The sequence below is a fragment of the Methylophilus sp. 14 genome, assembly GCF_015354345.1.
In the GTDB taxonomy this organism is placed as follows: Bacteria; Pseudomonadota; Gammaproteobacteria; order Burkholderiales; family Methylophilaceae; genus Methylophilus.
Genome location: NZ_JADKYS010000002.1, coordinates 364,319 through 387,180, shown reverse-complemented (window position 1 = coordinate 387,180; position 22,862 = coordinate 364,319). Strand labels below are relative to the sequence as shown.

27 protein-coding genes are annotated in these 22,862 nt (G+C 53.0%); 11 read left to right on the top strand and 16 right to left on the bottom strand.

What is annotated here, in order from left to right:
- Positions 1-7 precede the first annotated feature (7 nt).
- The 4 genes from INP78_RS07090 to tsaB form a co-directional block, all read right to left on the bottom strand.
- Positions 8-604 (bottom strand): LemA family protein, encoded by a 597-nt coding sequence (locus INP78_RS07090; RefSeq protein ID WP_194741479.1) that lies wholly within the window; start codon positions 602-604, stop codon positions 8-10.
- Between the two features lie 78 nt (positions 605-682).
- Positions 683-1,336, bottom strand: coding sequence for a hypothetical protein (locus INP78_RS07085; protein WP_368667973.1), 654 nt, complete (start codon positions 1,334-1,336; stop codon positions 683-685).
- Between the two features lie 13 nt (positions 1,337-1,349).
- A complete protein-coding gene (gene rimI, locus INP78_RS07080; RefSeq protein WP_228520006.1) occupies positions 1,350-1,811 on the bottom strand; it encodes a ribosomal protein S18-alanine N-acetyltransferase in 462 nt (153 codons plus the stop codon).
- 5 nt (positions 1,812-1,816) lie between these two features.
- Complete coding sequence (tsaB, locus tag INP78_RS07075) at positions 1,817-2,518, bottom strand: tRNA (adenosine(37)-N6)-threonylcarbamoyltransferase complex dimerization subunit type 1 TsaB (protein WP_194741740.1); 702 nt, start codon at positions 2,516-2,518, stop codon at positions 1,817-1,819.
- Between the two features lie 171 nt (positions 2,519-2,689).
- Here tsaB and INP78_RS07070 point away from each other — a divergent pair, with 171 nt between their 5' ends.
- The gene (locus tag INP78_RS07070) at positions 2,690-3,364 is read left to right on the top strand and encodes a PEP-CTERM sorting domain-containing protein (RefSeq protein ID WP_194741478.1); all 675 of its coding nucleotides are present in this window, start codon (positions 2,690-2,692) and stop codon (positions 3,362-3,364) included.
- Between the two features lie 843 nt (positions 3,365-4,207).
- Here INP78_RS07070 and panB read toward each other — a convergent pair.
- From panB to INP78_RS07045, 5 genes are read right to left on the bottom strand one after another with little or no spacing between them, the layout of a single operon-like run.
- Complete coding sequence (gene panB / locus INP78_RS07065) at positions 4,208-5,017, bottom strand: 3-methyl-2-oxobutanoate hydroxymethyltransferase (RefSeq protein ID WP_194741477.1); 810 nt, start codon at positions 5,015-5,017, stop codon at positions 4,208-4,210.
- 38 nt (positions 5,018-5,055) lie between these two features.
- The gene (locus tag INP78_RS07060; RefSeq protein ID WP_194741476.1) at positions 5,056-5,694 is read right to left on the bottom strand and encodes a deoxynucleoside kinase; all 639 of its coding nucleotides are present in this window, start codon (positions 5,692-5,694) and stop codon (positions 5,056-5,058) included.
- Between the two features lie 20 nt (positions 5,695-5,714).
- Positions 5,715-6,200, bottom strand: a complete 486-nt coding sequence (folK, locus tag INP78_RS07055) for a 2-amino-4-hydroxy-6-hydroxymethyldihydropteridine diphosphokinase (RefSeq protein ID WP_194741475.1) — start codon at positions 6,198-6,200, stop codon at positions 5,715-5,717.
- The gene (gene pcnB, locus INP78_RS07050; protein ID WP_194741474.1) at positions 6,200-7,546 is read right to left on the bottom strand and encodes a polynucleotide adenylyltransferase PcnB; all 1,347 of its coding nucleotides are present in this window, start codon (positions 7,544-7,546) and stop codon (positions 6,200-6,202) included. The genes folK and pcnB overlap by 1 nt, the downstream gene beginning before the upstream one ends.
- 36 nt (positions 7,547-7,582) lie before the next feature.
- Positions 7,583-8,134, bottom strand: coding sequence for a cob(I)yrinic acid a,c-diamide adenosyltransferase (locus INP78_RS07045; protein ID WP_194741473.1), 552 nt, complete (start codon positions 8,132-8,134; stop codon positions 7,583-7,585).
- Between the two features lie 62 nt (positions 8,135-8,196).
- On the opposite strand from INP78_RS07045, the gene murI reads away from it, so the two are divergent.
- Positions 8,197-8,979, top strand: a complete 783-nt coding sequence (gene murI, locus INP78_RS07040; protein ID WP_194741472.1) for a glutamate racemase — start codon at positions 8,197-8,199, stop codon at positions 8,977-8,979.
- 843 nt (positions 8,980-9,822) lie between these two features.
- Here murI and INP78_RS07035 read toward each other — a convergent pair.
- Both INP78_RS07035 and INP78_RS07030 read right to left on the bottom strand, forming a co-directional pair.
- Positions 9,823-10,011: a zinc-finger domain-containing protein gene (locus INP78_RS07035; protein WP_194741471.1), complete on the bottom strand. Its 189-nt coding sequence runs from the start codon at positions 10,009-10,011 to the stop codon at positions 9,823-9,825.
- A gap of 49 nt (positions 10,012-10,060) precedes the next feature.
- Positions 10,061-10,996, bottom strand: coding sequence for a branched-chain amino acid transaminase (locus INP78_RS07030; RefSeq protein ID WP_194741470.1), 936 nt, complete (start codon positions 10,994-10,996; stop codon positions 10,061-10,063).
- A gap of 112 nt (positions 10,997-11,108) precedes the next feature.
- Between INP78_RS07030 and INP78_RS07025 the strand changes: the two genes are divergently transcribed.
- From INP78_RS07025 to INP78_RS07000, 6 genes are all read left to right on the top strand, one after another.
- A complete protein-coding gene (locus INP78_RS07025; RefSeq protein ID WP_194741469.1) occupies positions 11,109-11,699 on the top strand; it encodes an SCO family protein in 591 nt (196 codons plus the stop codon).
- A gap of 169 nt (positions 11,700-11,868) precedes the next feature.
- Positions 11,869-12,357: a bacterioferritin gene (gene bfr, locus INP78_RS07020; protein ID WP_194741468.1), complete on the top strand. Its 489-nt coding sequence runs from the start codon at positions 11,869-11,871 to the stop codon at positions 12,355-12,357.
- 9 nt (positions 12,358-12,366) lie between these two features.
- The gene (bfr, locus tag INP78_RS07015) at positions 12,367-12,843 is read left to right on the top strand and encodes a bacterioferritin (protein ID WP_194741467.1); all 477 of its coding nucleotides are present in this window, start codon (positions 12,367-12,369) and stop codon (positions 12,841-12,843) included.
- Positions 12,844-12,938: 95 nt separating this feature from the next.
- On the top strand, positions 12,939-13,205 hold the full coding sequence (locus INP78_RS07010) for a bacterioferritin-associated ferredoxin (protein ID WP_368667972.1): 267 nt from the start codon (positions 12,939-12,941) through the stop codon (positions 13,203-13,205).
- Between the two features lie 116 nt (positions 13,206-13,321).
- Positions 13,322-14,245 carry a DMT family transporter gene (locus INP78_RS07005; protein ID WP_194741465.1) on the top strand — a complete coding sequence of 308 codons (924 nt, stop codon included), beginning with the start codon at positions 13,322-13,324 and terminating at the stop codon, positions 14,243-14,245.
- Between the two features lie 66 nt (positions 14,246-14,311).
- On the top strand, positions 14,312-14,818 hold the full coding sequence (locus tag INP78_RS07000; protein WP_194741464.1) for an SRPBCC family protein: 507 nt from the start codon (positions 14,312-14,314) through the stop codon (positions 14,816-14,818).
- Here the strand turns inward: INP78_RS07000 and INP78_RS06995 are convergent.
- The 5 genes from INP78_RS06995 to glyQ are packed head-to-tail and all read right to left on the bottom strand — an operon-like array spanning position 14,815 to position 19,843.
- Complete coding sequence (locus INP78_RS06995; RefSeq protein ID WP_194741463.1) at positions 14,815-15,528, bottom strand: SprT family zinc-dependent metalloprotease; 714 nt, start codon at positions 15,526-15,528, stop codon at positions 14,815-14,817. The two genes, INP78_RS07000 and INP78_RS06995, sit on opposite strands and share 4 nt — an antisense overlap.
- The gene (locus INP78_RS06990) at positions 15,525-16,238 is read right to left on the bottom strand and encodes a 1-acyl-sn-glycerol-3-phosphate acyltransferase (protein WP_194741462.1); all 714 of its coding nucleotides are present in this window, start codon (positions 16,236-16,238) and stop codon (positions 15,525-15,527) included. The genes INP78_RS06995 and INP78_RS06990 overlap by 4 nt, the downstream gene beginning before the upstream one ends.
- Positions 16,238-16,780, bottom strand: coding sequence for a D-glycero-beta-D-manno-heptose 1,7-bisphosphate 7-phosphatase (gene gmhB / locus INP78_RS06985; protein WP_194741461.1), 543 nt, complete (start codon positions 16,778-16,780; stop codon positions 16,238-16,240). The genes INP78_RS06990 and gmhB overlap by 1 nt, the downstream gene beginning before the upstream one ends.
- A 25-nt stretch (positions 16,781-16,805) precedes the next feature.
- Positions 16,806-18,905, bottom strand: a complete 2,100-nt coding sequence (gene glyS, locus INP78_RS06980) for a glycine--tRNA ligase subunit beta (RefSeq protein ID WP_194741460.1) — start codon at positions 18,903-18,905, stop codon at positions 16,806-16,808.
- Positions 18,902-19,843 (bottom strand): glycine--tRNA ligase subunit alpha, encoded by a 942-nt coding sequence (gene glyQ, locus INP78_RS06975; RefSeq protein ID WP_194741739.1) that lies wholly within the window; start codon positions 19,841-19,843, stop codon positions 18,902-18,904. The genes glyS and glyQ overlap by 4 nt, the downstream gene beginning before the upstream one ends.
- A 153-nt stretch (positions 19,844-19,996) precedes the next feature.
- Here glyQ and INP78_RS06970 point away from each other — a divergent pair, with 153 nt between their 5' ends.
- The 3 genes from INP78_RS06970 to INP78_RS06960 all read left to right on the top strand — a co-directional run bounded on the left by INP78_RS06970 (position 19,997) and on the right by INP78_RS06960 (position 22,860).
- Complete coding sequence (locus INP78_RS06970) at positions 19,997-20,431, top strand: hypothetical protein (protein WP_194741459.1); 435 nt, start codon at positions 19,997-19,999, stop codon at positions 20,429-20,431.
- A gap of 123 nt (positions 20,432-20,554) precedes the next feature.
- The gene (locus INP78_RS06965) at positions 20,555-21,775 is read left to right on the top strand and encodes a TolC family protein (protein ID WP_194741458.1); all 1,221 of its coding nucleotides are present in this window, start codon (positions 20,555-20,557) and stop codon (positions 21,773-21,775) included.
- Positions 21,772-22,860, top strand: coding sequence for an efflux RND transporter periplasmic adaptor subunit (locus INP78_RS06960; RefSeq protein WP_194741457.1), 1,089 nt, complete (start codon positions 21,772-21,774; stop codon positions 22,858-22,860). The genes INP78_RS06965 and INP78_RS06960 overlap by 4 nt, the downstream gene beginning before the upstream one ends.
- Positions 22,861-22,862 lie beyond the last annotated feature (2 nt).

The window sequence follows — 22,862 nt, the reverse complement described above, 5'->3', positions numbered from 1 at the left end:
TTAGCGATTACTTGCTATCACCAAAATCCACTTTAGGCGCAGTTGAAATCGCTTTTTCGTTTTCAACCGAGAATGAAGGCTTGGGCTGGTAACCAAACATCATGGCAGTTAAATTGTTCGGGAAACTACGCACAGCCACGTTGTATTGCTTCACAGATTCAATATAACGGTTACGTGCAACAGTCACACGGTTTTCAGTGCCTTCGAGCTGCGCCTGCAAATCACGGAAGCTGGCATCGGCCTTCAGGTTAGGGTAGTTTTCGGACACCACCATCAAACGTGACAAGGCACTGGTCAGTTGGCCTTGTGCCGCCTGAAACTTGGCAAACGCATCCGGGTCATTGAGTAACTCAGGTGTCACTTGCATGCTGCCCACTTTGGCACGCGCCTCGGTTACTTCGGTCAGCACTTTTTCTTCGTGGCTGGCATAGCCTTTCACCGTAGACACCAGGTTAGGCACCAAATCTGCACGGCGCTGATACTGGTTTAACACTTCAGACCAGTTGGCCTTGGTTTCTTCATCTAGACTTTGAAACTGGTTATAGCCGCAGCCAGAAAGGCTTAAAGTCGCTACCAGCAACAACATGTTTAATAATCGACGCATGTCAGACTCCAGTCAAAAAACATTAAATTCAAACAAAAACCTTATTCATCTGCTAGATGCGGGCTAGGCCAGATTTCTTCAAGCCGCCACTTCCGCATATTTCGCCAGCAACAAACACAGATCCTGCCAGACTTCCCGTTTTAACAAAGGATTTTCCAGCATGGCCTGCGGATGATGGGTCACCACCACCTGCCGATCGCCATCAGTCAGTATTTTTCCGCGAACGGCAGCGATTTCAAGATGATCTGCTACCAAAAACCGGTTAGCTGCATCCAATCCAAACAGCACACAAAAACGGCTGCTTACCTGCGCCGAGACTAATTGTTGCTGATACAACGTCACCACTTCCAGTGGCAGTTGCAAGGCACGCAAAATATTGTGCAGCAACTGCTGGCCCTGCGCATCCTCGGCCTGCGGGCAATAGAGCAGCCATGGCGTTTGCACCAGCAGCTCGACGGCGACTTCAGTCAGAGGCTCATTCACCTCAGGCAAAGGTGCCTGTGGTGCCTGTTCAAATTCAATAGAGACTGGCACTTCCAGCTCAACCACTACGGGCACCGCAGCCTCGACAACCGGCTCAGCAACCACCTCTACAGCGACCTCAGCCACCAACGGCGTCGCCACTGATTCAACAACGGTTGCCGCCTGCAAGCTTGCAGGCACAGGCAAGCGCGCACGCCAAACTGGCAGCAACTCTAATTCACGCAACATATCTTCGCGGTTAAGACTCACCTGGCACTCCCGTTCACAAGGCCAACCCCATTAAGACCGCATCTTCGCGACCACTGTTGGTTGGATAATAATTGCGGCGAATACCCATCTCACAAAACCCCATAGACTCATACAAGGCAATCGCTTTGGTATTACTGATGCGCACTTCAAGGAACATATTGGCCGCCTGATGGCGTTGTGAAACCGTGATCATATGCGCCAGCAATATACGCCCCAGGCCCTGCCCCTGAAACGGCTTGGCCACACTTACATTCAGCAGGTGCGCTTCGTCTAGCACCATCATCACCAGGCCGTAACCCACAATTTCCCCGGCAATCTCCATCACCCAGGCGCTGTAGCCTGCATTCAGCGAATCATTGAAATTCCCCAGCGTCCAGGGGTGACTATAAATCGTCGGCTCAATGCGGCTAATCGCGGCCAGATCGTCATAAGACATCGGGCGGAATGTCACGTGATGTTGGGGCAAGGCGCTCATATCGCTTACAGCGTTTGTCCTTGCGCACGCTCGGCCGCAGTCAACGCCACACGGTTACGCACATACAATGGTGCAGCTTGCTGCGCAGTTTGCGCGTGTCCTGCAGTAAACACAGGCTGAGCCAACGCCAACATAGCGCTGGCCATCGGCATCACCTCGGGTAACATGCTGACAAGTTGCCCGGCATATTTTTCAGACAAGGCCTGCTCAAAGACGCGCCAGCCAGACCCGGCACCTACCCAGCCGGCTCCCTCAACCACAGGGACATCGTGCGGCTTGCACACCGCGGGAGGCAATACCTCCAGCCAGCCATTCGCCTGCCGAACAAGTGCGGCGTGATAGACCTCTCCCATGCGTGCATCCAGGCAAACCAGCACTTTCTCCGCCTGCGATGCCTGCCAGGCAGTCTCGGCCACCGCCTGCACTGAGCTAATGCCCACCACGGGTAAGTTGGCGCCAAAGGCCAAGCCCTGCGCCACACCCACGGCGACACGCACCCCGGTAAAAGCGCCCGGGCCAGTACCATAAACGAGACCATCCAACGTAGATAACTTCACACCTGCAGCAGCCAGCAGACGCTGGATTTCCGGCAAGATGCGCTGTGACGCCGCCGGGCCGGTGACTTCATCAAACGTGCTGAGCCCGGCCTCGGTTTGCAAGGCAAGCGATAGTGTTTCGGTGGAAGATTCGAGTGCGAGTAATTTCATCATAGAGGGCGCCAAGCCGCTATTTTGCCATAAGGAGGGTCCCTCATGCAGCGATTACTTGCGATCGCCCAACCTTGAACCAACACCCTCACTGTGATAATATTAATAATAATCAATCTCATTATCAAATTGATTGTTATTATTTAATAAAAATATTCTATGGAGAGGTTCATGTATCGTCATTTATTCGCCACACTGGCATTTATCGCAACCATGGGGTTTGCCGGGCAAGCTGCCGCGCTGACCACCCCTTACACAGAAACATTCACCGATGGTCTTTCTGGCTGGACCACCGGCGCCAACCCTAACCAGATCGTCGCAAGCGGCGGTGCTGATGGCGGCGCCTACCTGAGCACCACTGCCAGCCCCACCGCCAGCGCATTTGGCGCAGTCTCCGTACTGTTCCGTTGCGAGAGCGCAGCGTGCAGCGATGGCGCCTTTCAGGGAGACTGGCGCGATGATGTGGTCTTAAGCTGGTATTTCCGTCACGATGCCGATATCGCACTGCAAGCCTATGCCCGCATTGCCGCCCCAAGCAACAACCCTGGCGCGAGTGCCATCGTCTCCACCTGGGTACAACCAAACACCTGGACACGCATCGACCTGGTCATCGATCCATCCAACCCGGCATTCACCAGCTTCTCTGGCCAATCGTTTGATGCCGTGTTTGATGAAGTTGGCCGCGTACAACTAGGCCTCAGCTTGCCAGCAGGCTTTAGTGGCAGCAACCTGCGTTTTGACCTGGACTCAGTGAGTATTTCTACAGTACCAGAGCCAGAGTCTTATGCATTGATGGCTGCTGGTTTATTGTTGATGGGTGTTGTGAGCCGTCGCAAGCAAAAATAATCATTAGCAAGACTGAAAAGGCGTTGCCTCCGGTGAATATACTGAGAGGTGACGCCTTTTTTGTTGCCTGATGCGTGAGTAAGGTTATTCTTTGAGTGTGACGCTAGTGGTTTGTCGAGATTCGTTTCGCCTCTCGGCGAGTCACTTTCTGGTGCTTGTCCCCCAGAAAGTAACCAAAGAGGACGACACCCAGCCATCACGGCCTTCGGCTCCCTTGCGTTGCTCAACAAAATAAGCCGGTCACGAAACTCGCCCTGACAAGCCACACACTTCGTGGCTTGTTGCGGAGCTCAAACAGTCGCTCCCTCTACTCTTATTTTGTTTCCGCTACTCAGCGTGATGGAATGGGATTATTCTCATTTAAGTAGCGACACCAAAGTTTGGACGGTTAAAAACCAGATTCTTTTTTTCTTTGTTTAATTTAGGAGCGGTGGCAGTCGTATGGTGTTCGGGGTCCCCATCTGACGCGCCGAGTAGCGCAGGCAAAATAAGGAGAAAGGGAGCGACTGTTCGAATCCCGCAGTAGCTCACGTTCTGTGTGAGCTACCAGGTTGAGTTTCGTGACCGCTTATTTTGACGAGCAACGCAGGAATCAAGCGGAAGCTGGGGTGCACTTTCTTTTGTTTACTTATTCTTTGTGCAAGCAAAGAAAAGTAACTCGCCGAAAAAGCGAAAAGAAACCTAACAAACAACAACAAAACCCGCGTGGGCATCAATGCCCACCCTACGACTGCCTAGACTCCCGCCGACGCCGAAATGACGAAGATAGATTGAGTATACGAAATAAATAGAGAAAAGAATGACCTTCTAAAACGCCCCAGCATCATGGCGCTAACAACTCAACTAATAGCTATGCTTAGCCTCCGGAAAGCGCCCTTCCTTGACCGCTTTCACATATTCAACCACCGCCTGCTGCACGCTCCCCGATTGCTGCAAAAAGTTTTGCGCAAACCTGGGCGCTTTATAATCTTGCGGCGTTTTATCCGCCGGGCCGCTATAAATCCCCAGCAAGTCCTGTAACACCAGCACCTGGCCACTACAACCCGCCCCTGCGCCTATGCCTATGGTCGGCACATTGATCGCAAGCGTAATTTGCTCAGCCAGTGCCGCAGGTACCATTTCAAACAGCACCATGCTCGCGCCAGCTTGCGCCATGGCTTGCGCATCTGCCAGCATGGCGTGGGCACCTTCTTCCGTTTTACCCTGGATTTTATAGCCACCGAGCTTTTCAACCGATTGTGGCGTAAAACCCAAATGCGCACAGACTGGCACACCGTTATTAACCAGGTATTGTGCTGTAGCGACCATGTCGCCGCCGCCTTCGATTTTCACGATATGTGCACCAGCGTCTATCAGTGCCCGTGCATTGGTCAGCGCTACAGCTTTATCGTACTCGTAACTGCCTGCGGGCATATCGCTCATAATGATGGTATGCGGTGCACCGTTGGCGACGATACGCGTGTGGTAAAGCATGTCTTGCATGGTCACACCCAACGTCGTCGTCGCACCTTGCATGACCATGCCCAGCGAATCCCCCACCAGTAATACATCGACACCAGACAATGCCAGCAACTTGGCAAACGTGGCGTCATAGCAGGTGAGCATGGCGATTTTTTCGCCTGATTTCGCTTTGGAAATAAGGTTATTTAGCATGTAAGGCAACCGTTTTAATCAAACAGCCGACGTCCGTGTTAGAAATTGGGGTTAAAGTACTCGCGGCTACTCTTAATCTGGCCAATACGCTCAATCAGCAAGTTAAACGCTTCTGGGTCTTTAATAATATTGAGCTTTTCGTTATTCACGATCAGCAACGGTGAGGCATCGTAGCCGTGAAAAAATTCACTATAAGCCTCAGCCAGGCGCGCAATATACTCACGCGGCATGTCTTGCTCGTAGCTGATATTGCGCTCTTCAATGCGGTCCATGAGCGCATCGACCGGCGTTTGCAGATACACGACCAGATCCGGCTTGGGCGCTTTGAGTTGCAAGTGATGGTAGATCTGGTGATACAAAGAATACTCTTCTTCATCCAGATTCAGGCGCGCAAATAGTGGATCTTTCTCGAGAAAGAAATCTGACACGGTGGGCTGGCCAAACATATCGCGCTGGGCCATATCTTCAATCTGGCGTGAACGCTGAAACAGGAAGAACAACTGCGTAGGCAAGGCATACCGTTGTGCATCCTGGTAAAAGCGGGTCAGAAACGGATTAGCCTCAGCTTTTTCGGATAACAACTCGACCGAAAACTTATCTGCCAGCATGCGTGCTAGCGTGGTTTTGCCACTGCCAATAGGACCTTCAATGACGACATAAGGAAAGCGGGTAAACATGGTGCACTCGTTCAGCTAATTCAATTCGAATCCAGTTTGCGCACGTCATCGTGCGGGTGTTCTGCTATCCATTCTACAACAGTCTTTCGCTGTGGCAGCATAAAGTCAGGCACAATTTCAGCCAGCGGCAAAATCACAAAGCCCCGCTCATGCATACGCGGATGTGGCAATTTCAATAGCTCGGTATCCAGTTGCATGCCGTCATAATCCAGCAAGTCGAGATCCAGAATGCGGGGCGCATTGGGAAACGGGCGTTCGCGACCAAAAGTCTGTTCAATCTCCAGCAACAACTGCATCAATTGCGGTGCCGGTATCTCGGTCGCCACCTGCACCACGGCATTGATAAAGTCAGGCTGGTTGTCATATCCCACTGGCGCCGTCGCATACAGGCTGGAGGCTTTTATCAGGCTTAAGCCCGGCGTGCTGGCTAATACCGCAATGGCGTTGCTGACCTGCGTTTCCGGTTGCTGCAAATTGCTGCCCAGTGCAATCAGGGCAGTCGCCATCAAGCAGACTCCCCGCCCGCAGGCTTTTTCTTGCGTGGTTTGCGGCGACGTTTTTTCGGCCCGCTTTCTGGCAGTAACATTTCTGTACGCTCATCGGTACCTGCATCGGCAAAACGTGTCCACCAGTCGCCCAGCTCTTGCGGCAATTCGCCAGAAGCACAGCGCAATAGCAGGAAGTCATAGCCCGCACGGTATTTCGGGTTGGTGAGTAAGGCATAAGGACGCTTGCCAGAACGCTGTTCAAAGCGCGGCTGCATCACCCAGATTTCCTTCATGGTCGCCGTATAGCGATTATGAATCGCCATTTTTTCGGCCTGCTTATCGATCACTTCATTCATCGCCTCATGCAAGGCAGGAATGATATGCTCGCCACGCTTCTGGTTTTCTTGCCAGGCTTGCAACACCTCATGCCACAGCAAGGTGGCGAACAGGAAGCTAGGATTGGAAGACTTGCCGGACAAAATACGCTCGTCGGTATTCTTCAGCGCCAGCATCACAAATTTCTCACCCAACGGCTGCTCGAGCACGACGTCCAGCAAGGGCAGTAAGCCATGATGTAACTGCTGCGCACGCAAAGCATTGATGCTCTCAATCGCATGGCCGGACAAGAACAGCTTGAGCATCTCATCAAACAGGCGGCTAGGCGGCACATCTTCGAGCAGGTCGGCCAGTTTGCGTATCGGTGCCTCTGTAGAGCGCTCCAGCTTCAGGCCCAACTTGGCAGACAAACGTACCGCGCGCAGCATACGCACCGGGTCTTCCTGGTAACGCGTGACCGGATCGCCAATCATACGCAAGGTTTTGGCGCGGATATCGGCGACGCCGTGATGAAAATCCAGCACTTCCTGGCGCTTGGGGTCGTAATACAAGGCGTTGGCAGTGAAGTCACGACGTACCGAGTCTTCTTCAATACTGCCGAACACGTTGTCGCGAATGATGCGGCCACTGTCGTTGGTCTCAGCATCGCCATCACTCAGGTGATGGCCGCGAAACGTCGAGACTTCTATCGTCTCATGCCCCCACAACACATGCACCAGCCTAAAGCGGCGGCCAATAATGCGCGAGCGTCTGAATACCTTGTGCACCTGCTCAGGCGTGGCATTGGTCGCCACGTCGAAGTCCTTGGGCGGATGATTAAGCAACAAATCTCGCACCGCACCTCCGACAATATAGGCCTGAAAACCGGCCTTTTGCAGTTGGTCGCAGGTCTTGAGTGCCGCCTGGCTAATATGCTTCTGGTTGATTTTGTGTTTGCCCACCGGGATGATTTGTGCCGCGGGCAGTTGGGTGTGGGTATTCGCGTTGGCACGACGACGGAATACTTTTTGCAGTAATTGTTTAATCATTCGTTTTTTGCATTTCGAGCGCCAGCCTGGGCTGCGCTACAGTTTATGTTGGTTATTCCACAATACATCCGGCACACCAGCCTGCCGGTTAAGCGTGCGACAGAGGACAAACAGTAAATCAGACAAGCGGTTCAGGTATTGCAACGACACCGGCGTCACCGGCGATTGCGTATGCAAGGCATGCAACACCCGCTCGGCGCGACGGCAAACCGTACGCGCCAAATGACAGACGGAGGCTGCGCGGCTGCCGCCCGGTAAAATAAATTCTTTTAACGGGCTAAGGTCCTCATTCCAGGCATCCAACGTCAGCTCTAAAAACGTCACCCGCCCGGCCTGGATAAAATGATGTCCTGGCATGCACAACTCACCACCCAGGTCGAACAAATCATGCTGAATCGCCAGCACAGTGTCACGCACATCATCCGTAACATCCTCGACCAGCAACATGCCGAGCACCGCATTCAGCTCGTCCACATCGCCCATGGCCTCCACACGCAAGTCAGACTTTGCCACGCGCGAGCCATCGCCCAACCCGGTGGTACCGCTATCACCAGTACGCGTGTAAATCTTGCTCAGCCTGTTGGCCATGCCTGACACCTGTCTAAAATCCGATATAATCCGGTCATTATAAATCATACCGTGCCATTTCGATGTGCTCAGCGATTGCAGTCAATGCCCCCATCGGGGTGATGGATTCCGGGGTCGGCGGCCTCAGCGTGCTCAAGCACCTCACGCGCCAACTGCCACACGAGCATTTCATCTACTTTGCTGACAGTGCACACGCCCCTTACGGCAACAAAACCGCCACAGAAATCCAGCAACGCTGCGAAATCATCGCCGACACCCTGATCGCCCAAGGCGCCAAAGCCTTGGTCGTCGCCTGCAACACCGCCACGGCTGCCGCCATCAGCAGCATGCGCCAACACTACACACAGCCGATTATCGGCATGGAACCCGCAGTCAAACCCGCGGCAGCCGCCAGCAAAAACGGCATCATCGGCGTACTCGCCACCACAGGCACCTTGCAAAGCGCGCAATTTGCCGCCCTGCTTGAGCATTACGGCCAAAACGTGCAAGTCGTCACCCAAGCCTGCGTGGGCCTCGTGGAATGCATAGAACAAGGCCAACTGGATGCGCCGCAGACACAAGCCTTGCTGCAACAATACTGCCAACCGCTGATGGCGGCAGGCGCGGATACCATCGTACTCGGCTGCACGCACTACCCGTTTGTGCGGCAATATATTCAGGATATTGTAGGGCCGAATGTCACCTTGATCGATACTGGTGCGGCGGTGGCGAAGCGTTTGCAGCAAGTGCTGGAGCAACAAAAAATGCTGAATGCAGCCACAGAGGCTGGGGATTATGTGTTTTTGACGAGTGGGTCGAAAGAGACTGAGCTAGTCATGCAGCAATTGTGGGGACTGACTGGCTAGACCTTTTATACGACGATAGAGTATTAAAAAAACTCTTCGGTATTTTGCAGCTTTAGCAGATTTCTGTCGCTTTTTCTTTCGCCTTTAGGCGAGTCACTTTCTGATGCTTGCCCCTCAGAAAGTAACCAAAGAAGAGGGCACCCAGCCATCACGGCCTTCGGCTTCCTTGCGTTACTCAACAAAATAAGCGGTCACGAAACTCGCCCTAGCAGCTTGCACACTACGCAAGCTGCCGCGGAGCTCAGACAGTCGCTCCCTCTACTCTTATTTTGTCTCCGCTACTCAGCGTGATGGAATGGGATTATTCTCGCCAAACTCACATTTCATAAATGCGGACGTTCTAAAAACCAGATTCTTTTTCTTCAGTTCGCTTACGGTGGCAGTCGCATGGTGTTCGGGGTCCCCATCTGCCGCGCCGAGCAACGCAGGATTGGCGGGAGATTTCGGCAATCAACTGTTTGAGTCCCGCAACAAGCCACGTTCTGTGTGGCTTGTCAGGACGAGTTTTTGATTGACGCCCGGCAAGCCGAGTAGCGCAGGAAACAAGCGGAAGCTGGGGTGCATTTCTTTTGGTTACTTATTCTTTGGGCAAGCAAAGAAAAGTAACTCGCCCAAAAGGCGAAAAGCAACCTAACAAACATCCTCAACCGCGTGGGCAAAAATGACCACCCTACAACGAACAATCCAAAGAATGACCTTTTACTGCTATCTCACCACGCCTGGATTCCGGCCGATGCCGGAATGACGAAGTAGATAATCGAAAGAATAACTTTCTCAAGCTATCCAAACCCACGCATCTCAAATCCACTAACAAAAAACCCACGCATTGCGTGGGTTTTCTACTTAATGATGATGCACCTGCGTCCCGGGTTTCAATCTATATTTCGTCCCGCAGTACGGGCATAACACCTCACCCGTTTTTGCGACATCCAAAAACACGCGTGGATGCGATGCCCACAACGCCACTTCTTTGGTTGGGCAGTGCAAAGGCAAGTCTTTGCCGTCTACTTCAAACTCTTTGACATCAGACATTCAAACTCTCCAGCAAACAGGCAGTTACCAATCAGTTAAACGCTAGCGATTAAACCAGTGTCAGCCAATGTGCGTACTTGGCATTTCTGCCTTTCACCACATCAAAGTACAGGCTTTGCAGTTTTTCGGTGATCGGGCCACGCGTGCCAGCACCAATCGCACGGTTATCCAGTTCACGGATAGGCGTCACTTCGGCCGCGGTGCCAGTGAAGAACGCCTCATCAGCGCTATACACTTCATCACGCGTAATACGTTTTTCAATCACTTCCAGGCCGAACTCTTCTTTCGCCAAGTGAATGATGGTGTCGCGGGTGATGCCTTCCAGTGCAGAGGTCAGGTCTGGCGTATACAGTTTGCCGTTACGGATGATGAAAATGTTTTCACCGGAACCTTCAGCCACGAAACCATCTACGTCCAGCAACAAGGCTTCCTGGTAACCGTCTTGTGCGGCTTCCTGGTGCGCGAGAATGCTGTTCATGTAGTTGCCGTTGGCTTTGGCTTTACACATGGTGATATTGACGTGGTGACGTGCAAATGAAGACGTTTTCACGCGGATACCTTTGGTAATCGCTTCTTCGCCCATGTAAGCGCCCCAGCTCCATGCGCCGACAATCACGTGCGTAGACAAGGTTTTGGCAGAAATACCCATGGCTTCTGCACCGTAAAACGCCATCGGGCGCAGGTAGGCAGATTCCAGGTTGTTTTCACGTACCGCGGCTTTTTGCGCTTCTGAGATAGTCTCTTTATCAAACGGCATTTTCATGCCCAGGATGTGCGCGCTGCGGAACAAGCGGTCGGTATGCTCTTTGAGGCGGAAAATAGCAGTGCCTTTGTCGGTTTTGTAGGCACGCACCCCTTCAAACACGCCCATGCCGTAATGCAGGGTATGGGTTAATACATGGGTGGTGGCGTCACGCCAGTTGACCATTTTGCCGTCGTACCAGATAACGCCGTCACGGTCTGCCATCGAACTCGGTATTGCCATTTAAACTCGCCTTTAATCCGTCAATCATCAAAAACCAGTATTGTAAACTAATCTGGTGCCTTTTCGCCTATGCTAGAATCCATTTCAGTGATGATTTACAAGGATTTTTTGCATGCGTTTGCGTTTAATGTGGGTTTATCTGGCATTCCTGGTCATGACTGGGCTATTGGCGAGTTGTCAGCAAGGCAGTTCTGCCAGTTTTATCGGCACTGATTTAACTGGCACCCAGTTTGGCAAACCGCTGTCACTGACTGACCACACGGGCAAATTGCGTAACATGAATGACTTTAAAGGTAAGGTCGTGGTGCTATTTTTTGGCTACACGCATTGCCCGGATGTCTGCCCGACCACCATGAGTGACCTCAAGCAAACCATGAAACTGCTGGGCGACAAAGCCAATGACGTGCAAGTATTGTTTGTGACGGTAGACCCTGAACGCGATACGCAGGAAGTGCTGGCGCAATTTGTGCCAGGCTTTGACGCGCGCTTTATTGGCTTGCGCGGCACCGAAGCCGAAGTCGCAGCCAATCTCAGCGAGTACAAGGTGTACGCGGCCAAGGTCAGCGAACCAGGCAAGTCGGGCTACACCATGGACCATAGCGCCGGTTTATATGTGTTTGATAAAACCGGGGCGCCGCGCATTTATCTAGGCTACGGCGAAAAACCGGAAAATATCGCGCATGATTTGCAGCTTTTGCTGTAACGCCGACATCACATCATCGCTGCTTTAAAGCGCGCATCAAGAACGATTTTCATTTATATTTTTATTTAAAATACCATTTAAAATCAAACACTTACATTTATATTTTTAATTGCATCATTTCTATTTTGCTGTATGATGGCTGCATCAAAAATGCAAACAGGAGCCGGAAATGAAAGGCGATAAAAAAATCATAGACATTTTGAATGACCTGCTGGCGGGCGAGTTGTCCGCTACCGACCAATACCTCATTCACGGTGAAATGTATGCGGACATGGGTCTGGGTGTGATCTCGGAGCGCATTCTGCACGAATCTTTGCATGAACGTGAACATGCCCGCGCACTGATTCAGCGCATCTTGTTCCTTGAAGGCAAACCGAATGTAGCCAAGCGCGACCCACTCAATATTGGCAAAGATGTGAAGTCCATGCTGGAATCTGATCTGGCACTCGAATATACCGTGGTCAAACACCTGAAAAAAGCCATTGAAGCCTGTGAACAAGCGCAGGACTTTGTCAGCCGTGAAATGTTGCTGGTGCAACTGGATGACACCGAAATGGACCATGCCTACTGGCTGGAAAAACAACTCAGCCTGATCAAACTGGTCGGCATGGAAAACTATTGCCAAAGCCAAATGAACAACAGCCCGGCGGCAGGATAAGGAGCAGCCATGAAAGGCGACAAACAAATCATCATCACCTTGAACAAGGTGCTTAAAAACCAGCTGACCTCGATTAACCAGTATTTTTTACATGCCCGCATGTTTAAAAAATGGGGCCTGGAAAAACTCAACGATTACCAGTACAAGCAATCTATCCGCGTGATGAAAGAAGCGGATGAGGTGATTGAGCGCATTCTGTTTCTGGATGGCCTTCCTAATTTGCAAAACCTGGGCAAATTGCTGATTGGCGAAGACGTGGTGGAATGCCTGCAAGGCGACCTCAGCTTTGAAAAAGAAGTACAACATCCACAATTGGTAGAAGCGATTGCCGAAGCAGAAAAACTGCAAGACTACGTCACCCGCGATTTGCTGACTGAGCTACTGGAAGCCTGCGAAGAAGCCGTAGACTGGCTGGAAACCCAGCAACGCCTGATCACAGACGTGACCTTGCCTAACTACCTGCAATCGCAGATTGAATCCGAATAAACTCGGCATTCATACTAAGCCGTTGAATTAAGCCGCGAAAGCGGCTTTTTTCTTGGCTGTCAGGAACCATTTTCACCTTGACAAACTCTCAATAAATGATAATAATTATCATTAGTAATCTTATGAGAGGCAATATGTACGTTTGCGTGTGTAATGCAGTCACTGAGCGTCAAGTTCACCAAGCGGTGAGAAATGGTGCAAAAACCGTGAAACATTTGAAAGAACAGTTAGGCGTTGGAGCGGAATGCGGCAAATGTGCCAGCTGCGCGAAAGCCTGCCTGAAAGAAGCGCACGCAGAACAGCATCCCAGCCTGGTGAAAAAACTGATTCAGTTAACCCCCGTACAATTAGGCGCGGCCTGAGTATATCCAGTTGCAAAAAAGGGGCGATCAGCCCCTTTTTTATTGTAGAAAACATGCTTGGCGGCTAGCCGAATTGCCTACTACAATCTGGGCTGACCCATCATTCATCCATAGGCATGGCAAACACCTCAAGCACCACGCTAAACTGGCGCATATTAATATTATTGCTGCTGCCGCCCCTGTTCTGGGCCGGTAACTTTATCGCCGGACGTGCCGTGAGTAGCGATGTGCCGCCCGTCGCGTTATCGCTGATCCGCTGGGGGCTAGCCACGCTCTGCCTGCTGCCATTTGCGCTTAAACCCTTTTTGCGAGACCGCGCCCATTACCTGACTTATCGCTGGCATGTGCTGGGCACGGCGATCACCGGCGTCACCGCATTTAACTTGCTGGTGTACTGGGGCTTACACACCACCAGCGCCACCAATGGCATTATTCTGAATTCGTTTATCCCTTTTTTAGTGGCGATTTTTGGCTTTTTATTTTACCGCCAGCAGTTGCCGTCCAATCAATTGCTCGGGCTATTGGTATCGCTCGCCGGTGTCTTCACCGTCGTGTCTCATGGCGATTGGCAGGTGCTACTCACACTTGCCTTTGCCCCCGGCGACATCATTATCTTTTTAGCCATGATTTGCTGGGCACTGTTCACCTTATGGCTGAAACAGATTCCGGCCACGATAGACCGTACCGGGTTGATGTTATGCCAGGTGCTCATCGCTTTAGCATTGCTGCTACCGCTCTACGTTTGGGAAAGCCACACGACCCAGGTACATATTGAACACACAAAGACCTTATGGGCACTGCTCTATATCGGCATCTTTCCCTCAGTGATTGCCTTCCTCGCCTATGCAAAGGCAGTGACCCTGGTGGGCTCGGTACGCGCCAGCGTGTTTATTCACGCTATGCCGATTTTTGGCTCGCTGCTTTCCAGCCTGTTGTTAAAAGAACCTTTTCACGGCTATCAACTCATGGGCATGCTGACCATTTTTTCCGGAATCTGGGTAGCAAACAGACCGGGAAACATAGCGCCGGCCAAACTTTAAACCTGATACAAGATCTGCGCTTGATAGACCGATGATGACGCTTCTTTACGCACAAGGAGAGATGCAATGTCGATAACACTGAATCCAGCACTAGACCTAGTTCTGGAAAGAGAAGTGGATGTCTCACCTGCGGAGATCTGGCAGGCATGGACAACGCCTGAACACCTCAAAACCTGGTTCTGTCCACGCCCGTGGAAAACCGTAGCCTGTGACATTGACCTGCGGCCAGGCGGCGCTTTCCGCACCACGATGCAGTCGCCGGAGGGGCAGAACTTCCCTAACAACGGCTGCTACCTGGAAATCATCCCCGACCAAAAGCTGAGTTGGACCAATGCCCTGCAAACGGATTTCAGGCCGGTAAAAACGCCCGAGCAATCGCCAGGACACGAGTGTGCCGAACTACTGATGACGGCCAGCATGGTATTAACGCCGACAGCGCGCGGGACCTTATATACAGCGTACGCCTTGCATGCCGATGCGGCGTCTAAACAACGGCACGAGGCCATGGGATTTCAGGAAGGTTGGAGTATCGTACTGGATCAGCTGGTCGCAGAGATCAAAAAAAACCGTTAAGCCATACGATGTAAGATCGACGACAACGCCTTTAACTCTTTTTCGGCCTGGACGTGGTTGGGAAACAAACTTTCCTGCACGGCATAAAACCTGGCCGAATGATTCATTTCTTTCAAGTGCGCCATTTCATGGCAGACCACATATTGAATGACATGTGGCGGCGCCTGAATCAAGCGCCAGTTGAGGCGAATCTGTTTGCGGCTGTTACAACTGCCCCAGCGTGACTTGGCATTGGAAAGACCCACGGCACTGACTTTTTCACCCATTTGCGCGGCAATGAGCTCCACCCGGCGAGTGAAATCAGGCAGCGCTTGCTGCGCGTACCATTGCAGCACTTTGCGTGCAACCAAGGCTGTCTGGTCGATCTGCGGCGACCTGACCAGCAACTGGTTACCTTGCAGGGTTACCGCTTTATTGGTGGCATGATGCTGCAAGGTCAACACAATATCCTGCCCCATAAACAACAGCGGCTCACCATCCTGCCATTGCATGGGCGCGACCTGATTGGCTTCTCGCAAGGCGAGTTTTTGCTGTATCCAGCCGGACTTTTCTAATAAGACTTGCTGTAGTTGCGTGGCAGAAATGCGTTTGGGCGCGTGCACCACCAGGCCATTCGTCGTGATTTTCAGGCCTATGGTTCTGCGGGCACGCAGGTCGAGCAGGTATTGGATGCTTTGCCCATTAGGCAATTGCAAGCGCTGCTCAATCACAGGTTTAACATCTCGGCTTCAACCCAGTCTTCAACCTGTTTATTGACCGCATCTGGCTTGAGGCCTGTGGTATCAATGGGTGGGCCAATGACCACCTGGATGACCCCTGGATATTTAAGGATGGAGTTTTTGCGCCAGAAGCGCCCGGCATTATGCGCCACCGGCACGACGGTGGTGGCGGTGTGTGAGGCCAGCCAAGCCCCTCCAATATGATACTTGCCACGCTGACCAGGCGCCGTGCGGGTACCTTCCGGGAAAATCACCACACTCAAGCCTTGCTGCAAGCGGTCTTTGCCATTGTTGACCAGCTTTTTCAACGCCTCGCGACCAGCACTGCGGTCAATCGGGATCGCATCCAGCGCCCAAAATGCCCAGCCCAGGAAAGGAATCATCAGTAATTCTTTTTTCATCACCCAGATTTGCGGCGGAAAAATGCACTGCAAGCCTATGGTCTCCCAGGCAGACTGGTGTTTGGACAGGATAATATGCGCGCTGGCAGGAATATGCTCGCGCCCGGTCACCTCATAACGTAAATTGCACGTGACTTTGAGCCACCACAACACGCCATACGCCCAACCACTGACCCAACGCGAACGCGTCACTGCCGGGAGTGGCCTCAGCACAATCGCCAGCAAGGAAAAAGGAATCGTCAGTGCTACCAACCCGGCATAAAACAGCAATGCACGCACATACAACACGCTTTTTTGCATTATCTGTCACCTGCAATAATGTCTTTCACCGCCGCAGCCAGATCGGCAACGACAATGGTATTTTCGGGGACGTCAGACAAGTTGTAGGTTTCTTCACCCTTACCTGTGCGCACCAGGTAGGGCTGGCAACCGGCTTTGGCAAACGCCTGCAAGTCACGCAAAGCATCACCTACCCCGGGCACCCTGGCCAGCTCGACATTAAAACGGCGACTGATCTCCTCCAGCATGCCGGTATTGGGCTTGCGGCAGTCACAATGGTCATCCGCCGCATGCGGACAGTAAAACACCGCATCAATGCGGCCACCGACTTGCGCCAGCGATTTGTGCATTTTGTCGTGAATGGCATTCAACGTGGCCATATCAAAATAGCCACGTGCGATGCCAGATTGGTTGGTCGCCACGGCCACGCGGTAACCATGCTGGTTGAGTAGCGCAATCGCTTCCAGACTGCCAGGAATCGGAATCCACTCGTTGGGATTTTTGATAAAGGTCGCGCTGTCGCGGTTAATCACGCCGTCACGGTCAAGAATGACTAATTTCATGCATAAACTCCTGACGGCAACGGGATTAACTGGCCAACTTGGACAAATCTGCGACGCGGTTCATGGCTTGATGCAAAGTCGCCAGCAACCCCAGGCGGTTGGCCTTGAGTGCTGGGTCATCCGCATTCACCATCACGGCATCAAAGAAGGTATCCACCGGCGCCTTGAGGATCGCCAGCGCCTGCAATGAAGCGGTGTAATCACCGGTTTCAAACAGCTGGTCAGCTTTAGGCTTGGTTTCCGCCAGTGCCTGATGCAAGGCTTTTTCAGCAGCCTCTTGCAGCAGTTCTGCCTTCACTTCGGCTTTCACTTCGCCTTCCACCTTTTTCAGGATATTAGACACACGTTTGTTGGCAGCCGCCAGCGCAGGCGCTTCGGCCAGGTTGGCAAACGCTTGCACGGCACTTAAACGGCGTGGCACTTCGGCTAACTGATTCGGTGACAATGACAATACCGCATCCACCTCTTGCGCACTCGCGCCCTGGTCACGCAGGTTCACGGCCAAGCGGTCAAAACAGAAGGCTTTGATCGCTTCGGCCACCTCTTGGCTACCATTAAAGACACTCAGGGTTTGTGCGATCAGCTGATCAAAAGCTAATGGCAAATCGGTTTCCATCAGCATGCGCAAAATCCCCAGTGCCTGGCGACGCAAGGCAAACGGATCTTTATCGCCGGTTGGTTTCTCACCAATACTGAAGAGGCCAACCAGCGTTTCCAGCTTATCGGCCAACGCCACCACCACACCGACCTGGCTACGGGGCAATTCATCCCCGGCAAAACGTGGACGGTAATGGTCTTCAATCGCGTAAGCCACATCATCCGCCAAGCCTTCGTGCTGGGCGTAGTAACGGCCCATGATGCCTTGTAGCTCAGGAAATTCGCCGACCATATCGGTCAGCAAGTCAATTTTGGACAAACGCGCGGCTTGCGCCACTTTGGCGACAAAACCGTCACCCCCAATCTGCTGGGCAATGGCAGATGCAATCATCACCACACGCTCATTGCGCTCACCTTGCGAACCCAGCTTGTTGTGGTAGACCACTTTACCCAGGCCAGGCAAACGGCTTTCCAGCGTCTTTTTGCGGTCCTGGTCAAAGAAGAACTTGGCATCAGCCAGACGTGGGCGCACCACGCGCTCGTTGCCGCCAATCACCTTGCTGGCATCAGCCGGATTAATGTTGGAGACGATTAAAAATTTGTTGGTTAGCTTGCCGCTTGCATCCAGTAACGGGAAGTATTTCTGGTTGGCCTTCATGGTCAAGATCAGACACTCTTGCGGCACAGCCAGAAACTCTTGTTCAAACTGGCCCAGCAAGACGTTAGGGCGCTCCACCAGCGCAGTCACCTCATCCAGCAAGGCATCATCCTCAATCGGCTTCAAGCCTTGCTTCTCGGCGGCGGCCTGCAATTGCTTCACGATCTCGGCACGGCGCGCATCAAACCCGGCAATCACCGCACCTTCATCGGTCAATTGCTGCGCGTAAGTATCCGAAGAAGTGAGCGTAACCACTGGCTGCTTGGCCTCAAAGCGGTGCCCCTGGGTCGTATTACCCGCAGACAATCCCAACACAGACACAGGCACAACGACATCACCATGCAATGCCACCAAGCCATGCGCAGGACGCACAAAGTTCACACTCTGCCAGCCATCATTAATCTGGTAAGTCATCACTTTGGGGATAGGCAGCTTGGCCAGCGTCTCATCCAGTGCTTTTTGCAGCCCTTCCTGTAAAGTCGCGCCAGCTTGCGTCGCATCCAGGAACAACACATCCGCTTTGCCATCGTTTTCTTTGCGCAGCTTGGCAACGGCACTTTCGCCCTCGCCCAAGGCCTGCAATTTTTTCAATAATGCTGGGGTAGCGTTGCCGTTGGCATCCAGGCCCACCGTCGCTGGCATCAATTTTTGCGCGACTTGTTTATCAGCGGCTTTGGCAGACACCTGCGTGATATGCGCAGCCAGACGGCGCGGGGAGGCAAATGTAGTCACCGCGCTGCCTTCCACCAATAAGCCTGAAGCTTTCAGGCTGTCAGCCAGCACGCCACTGAAAGACTCACCCAGTTTTTTTAATACTTTGGGCGGCAGTTCTTCTACAAATAATTCAACTAACAGGTTGCGGGTACTCATGCGGCGGCTTTCTTGTTTTGTTCGGCTTGTTCGCTATCCAGTTTGGCGATGACTTCATCAGCCCATGCTTTTGGGGCCATCGGGAAGCCCAGGCGGGCGCGGCTATCTAGGTAGCTGGCCGCCACGGCGCGCGCCAGGTTACGGATACGGCCAATGTAGGCCGCACGCTCGGTGACAGAAATCGCACCGCGCGCATCGAGCAGGTTAAACGTATGTGCGGCTTTCAGCACTTGCTCGTAAGCAGGCAAGGCTAGCTTTACGTCCATTAAGTGCTTGGCCTGTTTTTCATAGGCGTTAAACGCCGTAAACAGGAAGTCAGCATCGGAATGCTCAAAGTTATAAGTCGATTGCTCCACTTCATTCTGGTGGAACACATCGCCGTATTTCACGCCGGGTGAATATTCGAGGTCATAGACGTTTTCCACGCCTTGCAGGTACATGGCCAAACGCTCCAGGCCGTAGGTGATTTCACCAGTAATCGGCTTGCAGTTAATGCCGCCGACTTGCTGGAAGTAAGTGAACTGCGTCACTTCCATGCCATTGAGCCAGACTTCCCAGCCCAGCCCCCAGGCGCCCAGCGTCGGGTTTTCCCAGTCATCTTCCACAAAGCGGATGTCGTTCTCTTGTAGATTAAAGCCCAGTGCTTCGAGTGAGCCCAGGTAGAGCTCGAGGATATTGGCCGGAGCCGGTTTCAGCACTACCTGGTATTGGTAGTAATGTTGCAAACGGTTAGGGTTTTCACCATAGCGGCCGTCTTTGGGGCGGCGGCTAGGCTGCACATAAGCAGCTTTCCAGGGCTCAGGGCCCAGTGCGCGTAAAAAAGTCGCGGTGTGGCTGGTGCCCGCGCCGACTTCCATATCGTAAGGTTGCAACAAAGTGCAGCCTTGTTTGTCCCAGTATTCCTGCAGCTTTAAAATGATTTGTTGAAAGGTCAGCACCATCGCGCCTGATCCGTTTGATTGTAAAACGAATATTTTACCTGATTCAGACTAGGTTAAGAAATCGCATTGCTGGCCCGTTATAAGAGTTAGATGGTTTTTTTACGGTTTTTTGCGATTGTGGCATCACATAAAATTTGGTAGATTGAGCACATGAAATCTTATCGCACATGGGTATTGTTGCTGACGTTATGGTTTGCCTTGCTGCAAACCATCGCGCCGCTCATGCATGCCCATGCGGCAGGCGATACGGCGGCTGACGACGGCCCGCACATGCATATGGTGGATATTCCTGCGCTGCATGATCAGGCTGAAGCTTCCAAACACCCATTTCACTGGCATATGCACTCGGATAAATCGCATGGTCAAATTATCGGCCTGGGGCAAGCCATCAGTGAAAGCAATACCTTATTGTCATTGATTGATGCGTTTGCGAACCTTTGGCTGCCCGCACTGATACCTACCCTCCTGTTATTGTCCTTAGTGCTAGCGCTGCCACGTCGCCAATTTGAACGACAGCAACACGACAGTGCACTTCATCCGTCCCCGCTCACACGCCATCACCCTCGCGGCCCTCCTCACGCCTGAACAAACACCTAACGCATCGGTTGGCAGTTGCCATCCGTTTGCCTGTTTTGTTCAGGAGAATCTATGTTTCATTTATCTCGGGGAGTGCTTCACTCCCGGTTAATCGCATGCGGCATCTGGCTGATGATAAGCCATGTCACGCCTGCCATGGCCGAAGGCATGGCCAATCTGGCCAGCGACCACGAAGACACGGTCGCCGCCAATCCGCGCTTGAGCCTGCATGAGGTCTTGCAGCAGGTCGTTGCGATTCACCCACAGCAATCGTTGTTAGCCGCGCACCAGCAAATGGTGCAGGCACGCCGCACCATGGCCAATAGCTGGTTGCCGCAAGCGCCGTCAGTCGGCTTCTCGCATCAAAACGATGCCTTGATGAGCAACCGCGACGAGCGTGAATGGCAAGCGCAAGTACAAATCCCGATCTGGTTACCCGGCCAGCGCCAGGCACGCAGCCAGGTGGCCAGCCTGGCCGACGACAGCCTGTCACAAGACCGTGCGGGTTTGCAGCAACTGGCCGCAGACCTGCTCCGCAATGCGGTCTGGGATATTGCCATGCGCCGCAACGACGTCGGCCTGGCTGACGCCCGTCGCAACACCATGCGCAGCCTGAGCGAAGATGTACAAAAACGCTTTAAGGCGGGCGAAGTGGCTAAGCTGGAGGTGATGCAGGTAGACCAGGAAACCCTGCAAGCCGAGCGCCTGCGCGTGACCGCCCATGCCGAGCTCATGCATGCACAATTCCGCTACCAGCAACTCACCGGGCTCAACGAAATTCCGGCAAAACTGGAAGAATCACTATCGACCCGTGAGGACTATGCCGACTCGCCTTACTGGCAGGCCGCGCAAGCCAAGGTCAAGCTGGCAGAAGGCCAGCGCGACCTGACCATGATAGAGCAGCGGCAAAACCCGCAGCTTACCCTGAGCACGCGCACCATCCAGGGCGGCTTTGATTATGCCTACAACTCCAGCATGGGCGTGGCGATCAATATTCCGCTACAAAGCGAAGTGCAACGCGCGCCCCTATTGGCTAATGCCGAGCAGAACATCGGCGATGCGCGTACCCAGCTGGAAACATTGCGCCGCCAACTGGAAAACAACCTGCACGAAGCCGAGCATAACCTGCACGTCAGCCGCCAGGAACTCACGCTCATCCAGCAACAACAAGCCATCGCCACTGAAAACGCCAGCCTGGCGCGTAAAGCCTATCGCTTGGGCGAACTCGATCTCAACCAATTATTACGCCTGCAATTACTGGCCTTTGAAGCGGAACGCAGCTTGAGCAGCCAGCAGCTACAAGTGCAATGGAACATTGCCAAATACAACCAGGCCGTAGGAGTCCTGCCATGAAAAGAATTCTGTTTTTAATCAGCGCAATTTGCCTGTCGTTGCACACCTTGGCAGCGACCCTGTTACCGCTCTCACCCGCACAGCTCAAACAAATGCAGGTGCAATGGGGTCATTTGCAAGCCCAGCAAGAAGGGCTATCCGCCAGTTATCCGGCAGAAGTGGTGTTACCGCCGACACAAACCCGCGTCGTCACGGCACCACAAGGCGGCTTGATTACGCGACTCAGCGTCAGCGTGGGGGATAGCGTCAAACAAGGCCAAGTCATCGGCCAACTCAGCAGCCCGGATTTAGTGGCCTTGCAAAGCAATTATTTGCAGAGCGACACCCAGGCCAGGCTGCACGAACAGGCGCTCAAACGCGATCAGGAATTGTTTAAAGATGGCATTATTGCTCAGCGCCGCATGCAGGAAACACAAAGCGCTTATGAAACCAGCCAGGCACTCATGCACGAGCGCAAACAGACCTTGAAACTGGCGGGCATGAGTGACGGCCAAATCCAGCAACTGGCGCAAAAGCGCAGCATGCAAAATGGCATGGCGATTATCGCGCCGATCAGCGGGCAGATTATGGAGCAGCAACAGCAGGTAGGCGCACGCGTAGACATGGCGATGCCGATCTATACCATCAGCAATCCAAGTCCATTATGGCTGATGATACAAGTGCCGATTGCGCAAGCCCAGCAACTGCGCCCCGGTACCTTAGTGCGCTTGCCTAAGCACAACTTGACGGCCAAGGTCGAAACCGTATTACGGCAGTTGAATAAAAACAACCAGACCACACAAGTGCGGGCCACCATCAGTCAGGGGGCAGAACAGCTCTCGGTAGGGCAAGTGGTCGATGTGGCACTGGTGGAACAAACCGCACCAGGCAGTTTTGCCTTGCCCAGAAGCGCGGTGGCCAGACAAGGCGAGCAGGCGGTGATCTTTGTGCAGCAGGCCAAGGGCGTGGCGGTGACGCCGGTGAAAGTCATGCTGGAGCAAGACCAGCAGTTAACCGTACAAGCCGATTTGCGTGGCAACGAGACCATCGCCGTGCAAGGCGTGGCCGCGCTGAAAGGCCACTGGCTTGGCCTGGGTGGGGAGTAGAC

What these genes read in the sequence shown, in the direction of transcription:
- INP78_RS07090 (WP_194741479.1), bottom strand. Translation starts at nt 604, where the DNA reads ATGCGTCGATTATTAAACATGTTGTTGCTGGTAGCGACTTTAAGCCTT.
- rimI (WP_228520006.1), bottom strand. Translation starts at nt 1,811, where the DNA reads ATGAGCGCCTTGCCCCAACATCACGTGACATTCCGCCCGATGTCTTAT.
- tsaB (WP_194741740.1), bottom strand. Translation starts at nt 2,518, where the DNA reads ATGAAATTACTCGCACTCGAATCTTCCACCGAAACACTATCGCTTGCC.
- INP78_RS07070 (WP_194741478.1), top strand. Translation starts at nt 2,690, where the DNA reads ATGTATCGTCATTTATTCGCCACACTGGCATTTATCGCAACCATGGGG.
- panB (WP_194741477.1), bottom strand. Translation starts at nt 5,017, where the DNA reads ATGCTAAATAACCTTATTTCCAAAGCGAAATCAGGCGAAAAAATCGCC.
- INP78_RS07060 (WP_194741476.1), bottom strand. Translation starts at nt 5,694, where the DNA reads ATGTTTACCCGCTTTCCTTATGTCGTCATTGAAGGTCCTATTGGCAGT.
- folK (WP_194741475.1), bottom strand. Translation starts at nt 6,200, where the DNA reads ATGGCGACTGCCCTGATTGCACTGGGCAGCAATTTGCAGCAACCGGAA.
- pcnB (WP_194741474.1), bottom strand. Translation starts at nt 7,546, where the DNA reads ATGATTAAACAATTACTGCAAAAAGTATTCCGTCGTCGTGCCAACGCG.
- INP78_RS07045 (WP_194741473.1), bottom strand. Translation starts at nt 8,134, where the DNA reads ATGGCCAACAGGCTGAGCAAGATTTACACGCGTACTGGTGATAGCGGT.
- murI (WP_194741472.1), top strand. Translation starts at nt 8,197, where the DNA reads ATGTGCTCAGCGATTGCAGTCAATGCCCCCATCGGGGTGATGGATTCC.
- INP78_RS07035 (WP_194741471.1), bottom strand. Translation starts at nt 10,011, where the DNA reads ATGTCTGATGTCAAAGAGTTTGAAGTAGACGGCAAAGACTTGCCTTTG.
- INP78_RS07030 (WP_194741470.1), bottom strand. Translation starts at nt 10,996, where the DNA reads ATGGCAATACCGAGTTCGATGGCAGACCGTGACGGCGTTATCTGGTAC.
- INP78_RS07025 (WP_194741469.1), top strand. Translation starts at nt 11,109, where the DNA reads ATGCGTTTGCGTTTAATGTGGGTTTATCTGGCATTCCTGGTCATGACT.
- bfr (WP_194741468.1), top strand. Translation starts at nt 11,869, where the DNA reads ATGAAAGGCGATAAAAAAATCATAGACATTTTGAATGACCTGCTGGCG.
- bfr (WP_194741467.1), top strand. Translation starts at nt 12,367, where the DNA reads ATGAAAGGCGACAAACAAATCATCATCACCTTGAACAAGGTGCTTAAA.
- INP78_RS07010 (WP_368667972.1), top strand. Translation starts at nt 12,939, where the DNA reads ATGATAATAATTATCATTAGTAATCTTATGAGAGGCAATATGTACGTT.
- INP78_RS07005 (WP_194741465.1), top strand. Translation starts at nt 13,322, where the DNA reads ATGGCAAACACCTCAAGCACCACGCTAAACTGGCGCATATTAATATTA.
- INP78_RS07000 (WP_194741464.1), top strand. Translation starts at nt 14,312, where the DNA reads ATGTCGATAACACTGAATCCAGCACTAGACCTAGTTCTGGAAAGAGAA.
- INP78_RS06990 (WP_194741462.1), bottom strand. Translation starts at nt 16,238, where the DNA reads ATGCAAAAAAGCGTGTTGTATGTGCGTGCATTGCTGTTTTATGCCGGG.
- gmhB (WP_194741461.1), bottom strand. Translation starts at nt 16,780, where the DNA reads ATGAAATTAGTCATTCTTGACCGTGACGGCGTGATTAACCGCGACAGC.
- glyS (WP_194741460.1), bottom strand. Translation starts at nt 18,905, where the DNA reads ATGAGTACCCGCAACCTGTTAGTTGAATTATTTGTAGAAGAACTGCCG.
- INP78_RS06970 (WP_194741459.1), top strand. Translation starts at nt 19,997, where the DNA reads ATGAAATCTTATCGCACATGGGTATTGTTGCTGACGTTATGGTTTGCC.
- INP78_RS06965 (WP_194741458.1), top strand. Translation starts at nt 20,555, where the DNA reads ATGATAAGCCATGTCACGCCTGCCATGGCCGAAGGCATGGCCAATCTG.
- INP78_RS06960 (WP_194741457.1), top strand. Translation starts at nt 21,772, where the DNA reads ATGAAAAGAATTCTGTTTTTAATCAGCGCAATTTGCCTGTCGTTGCAC.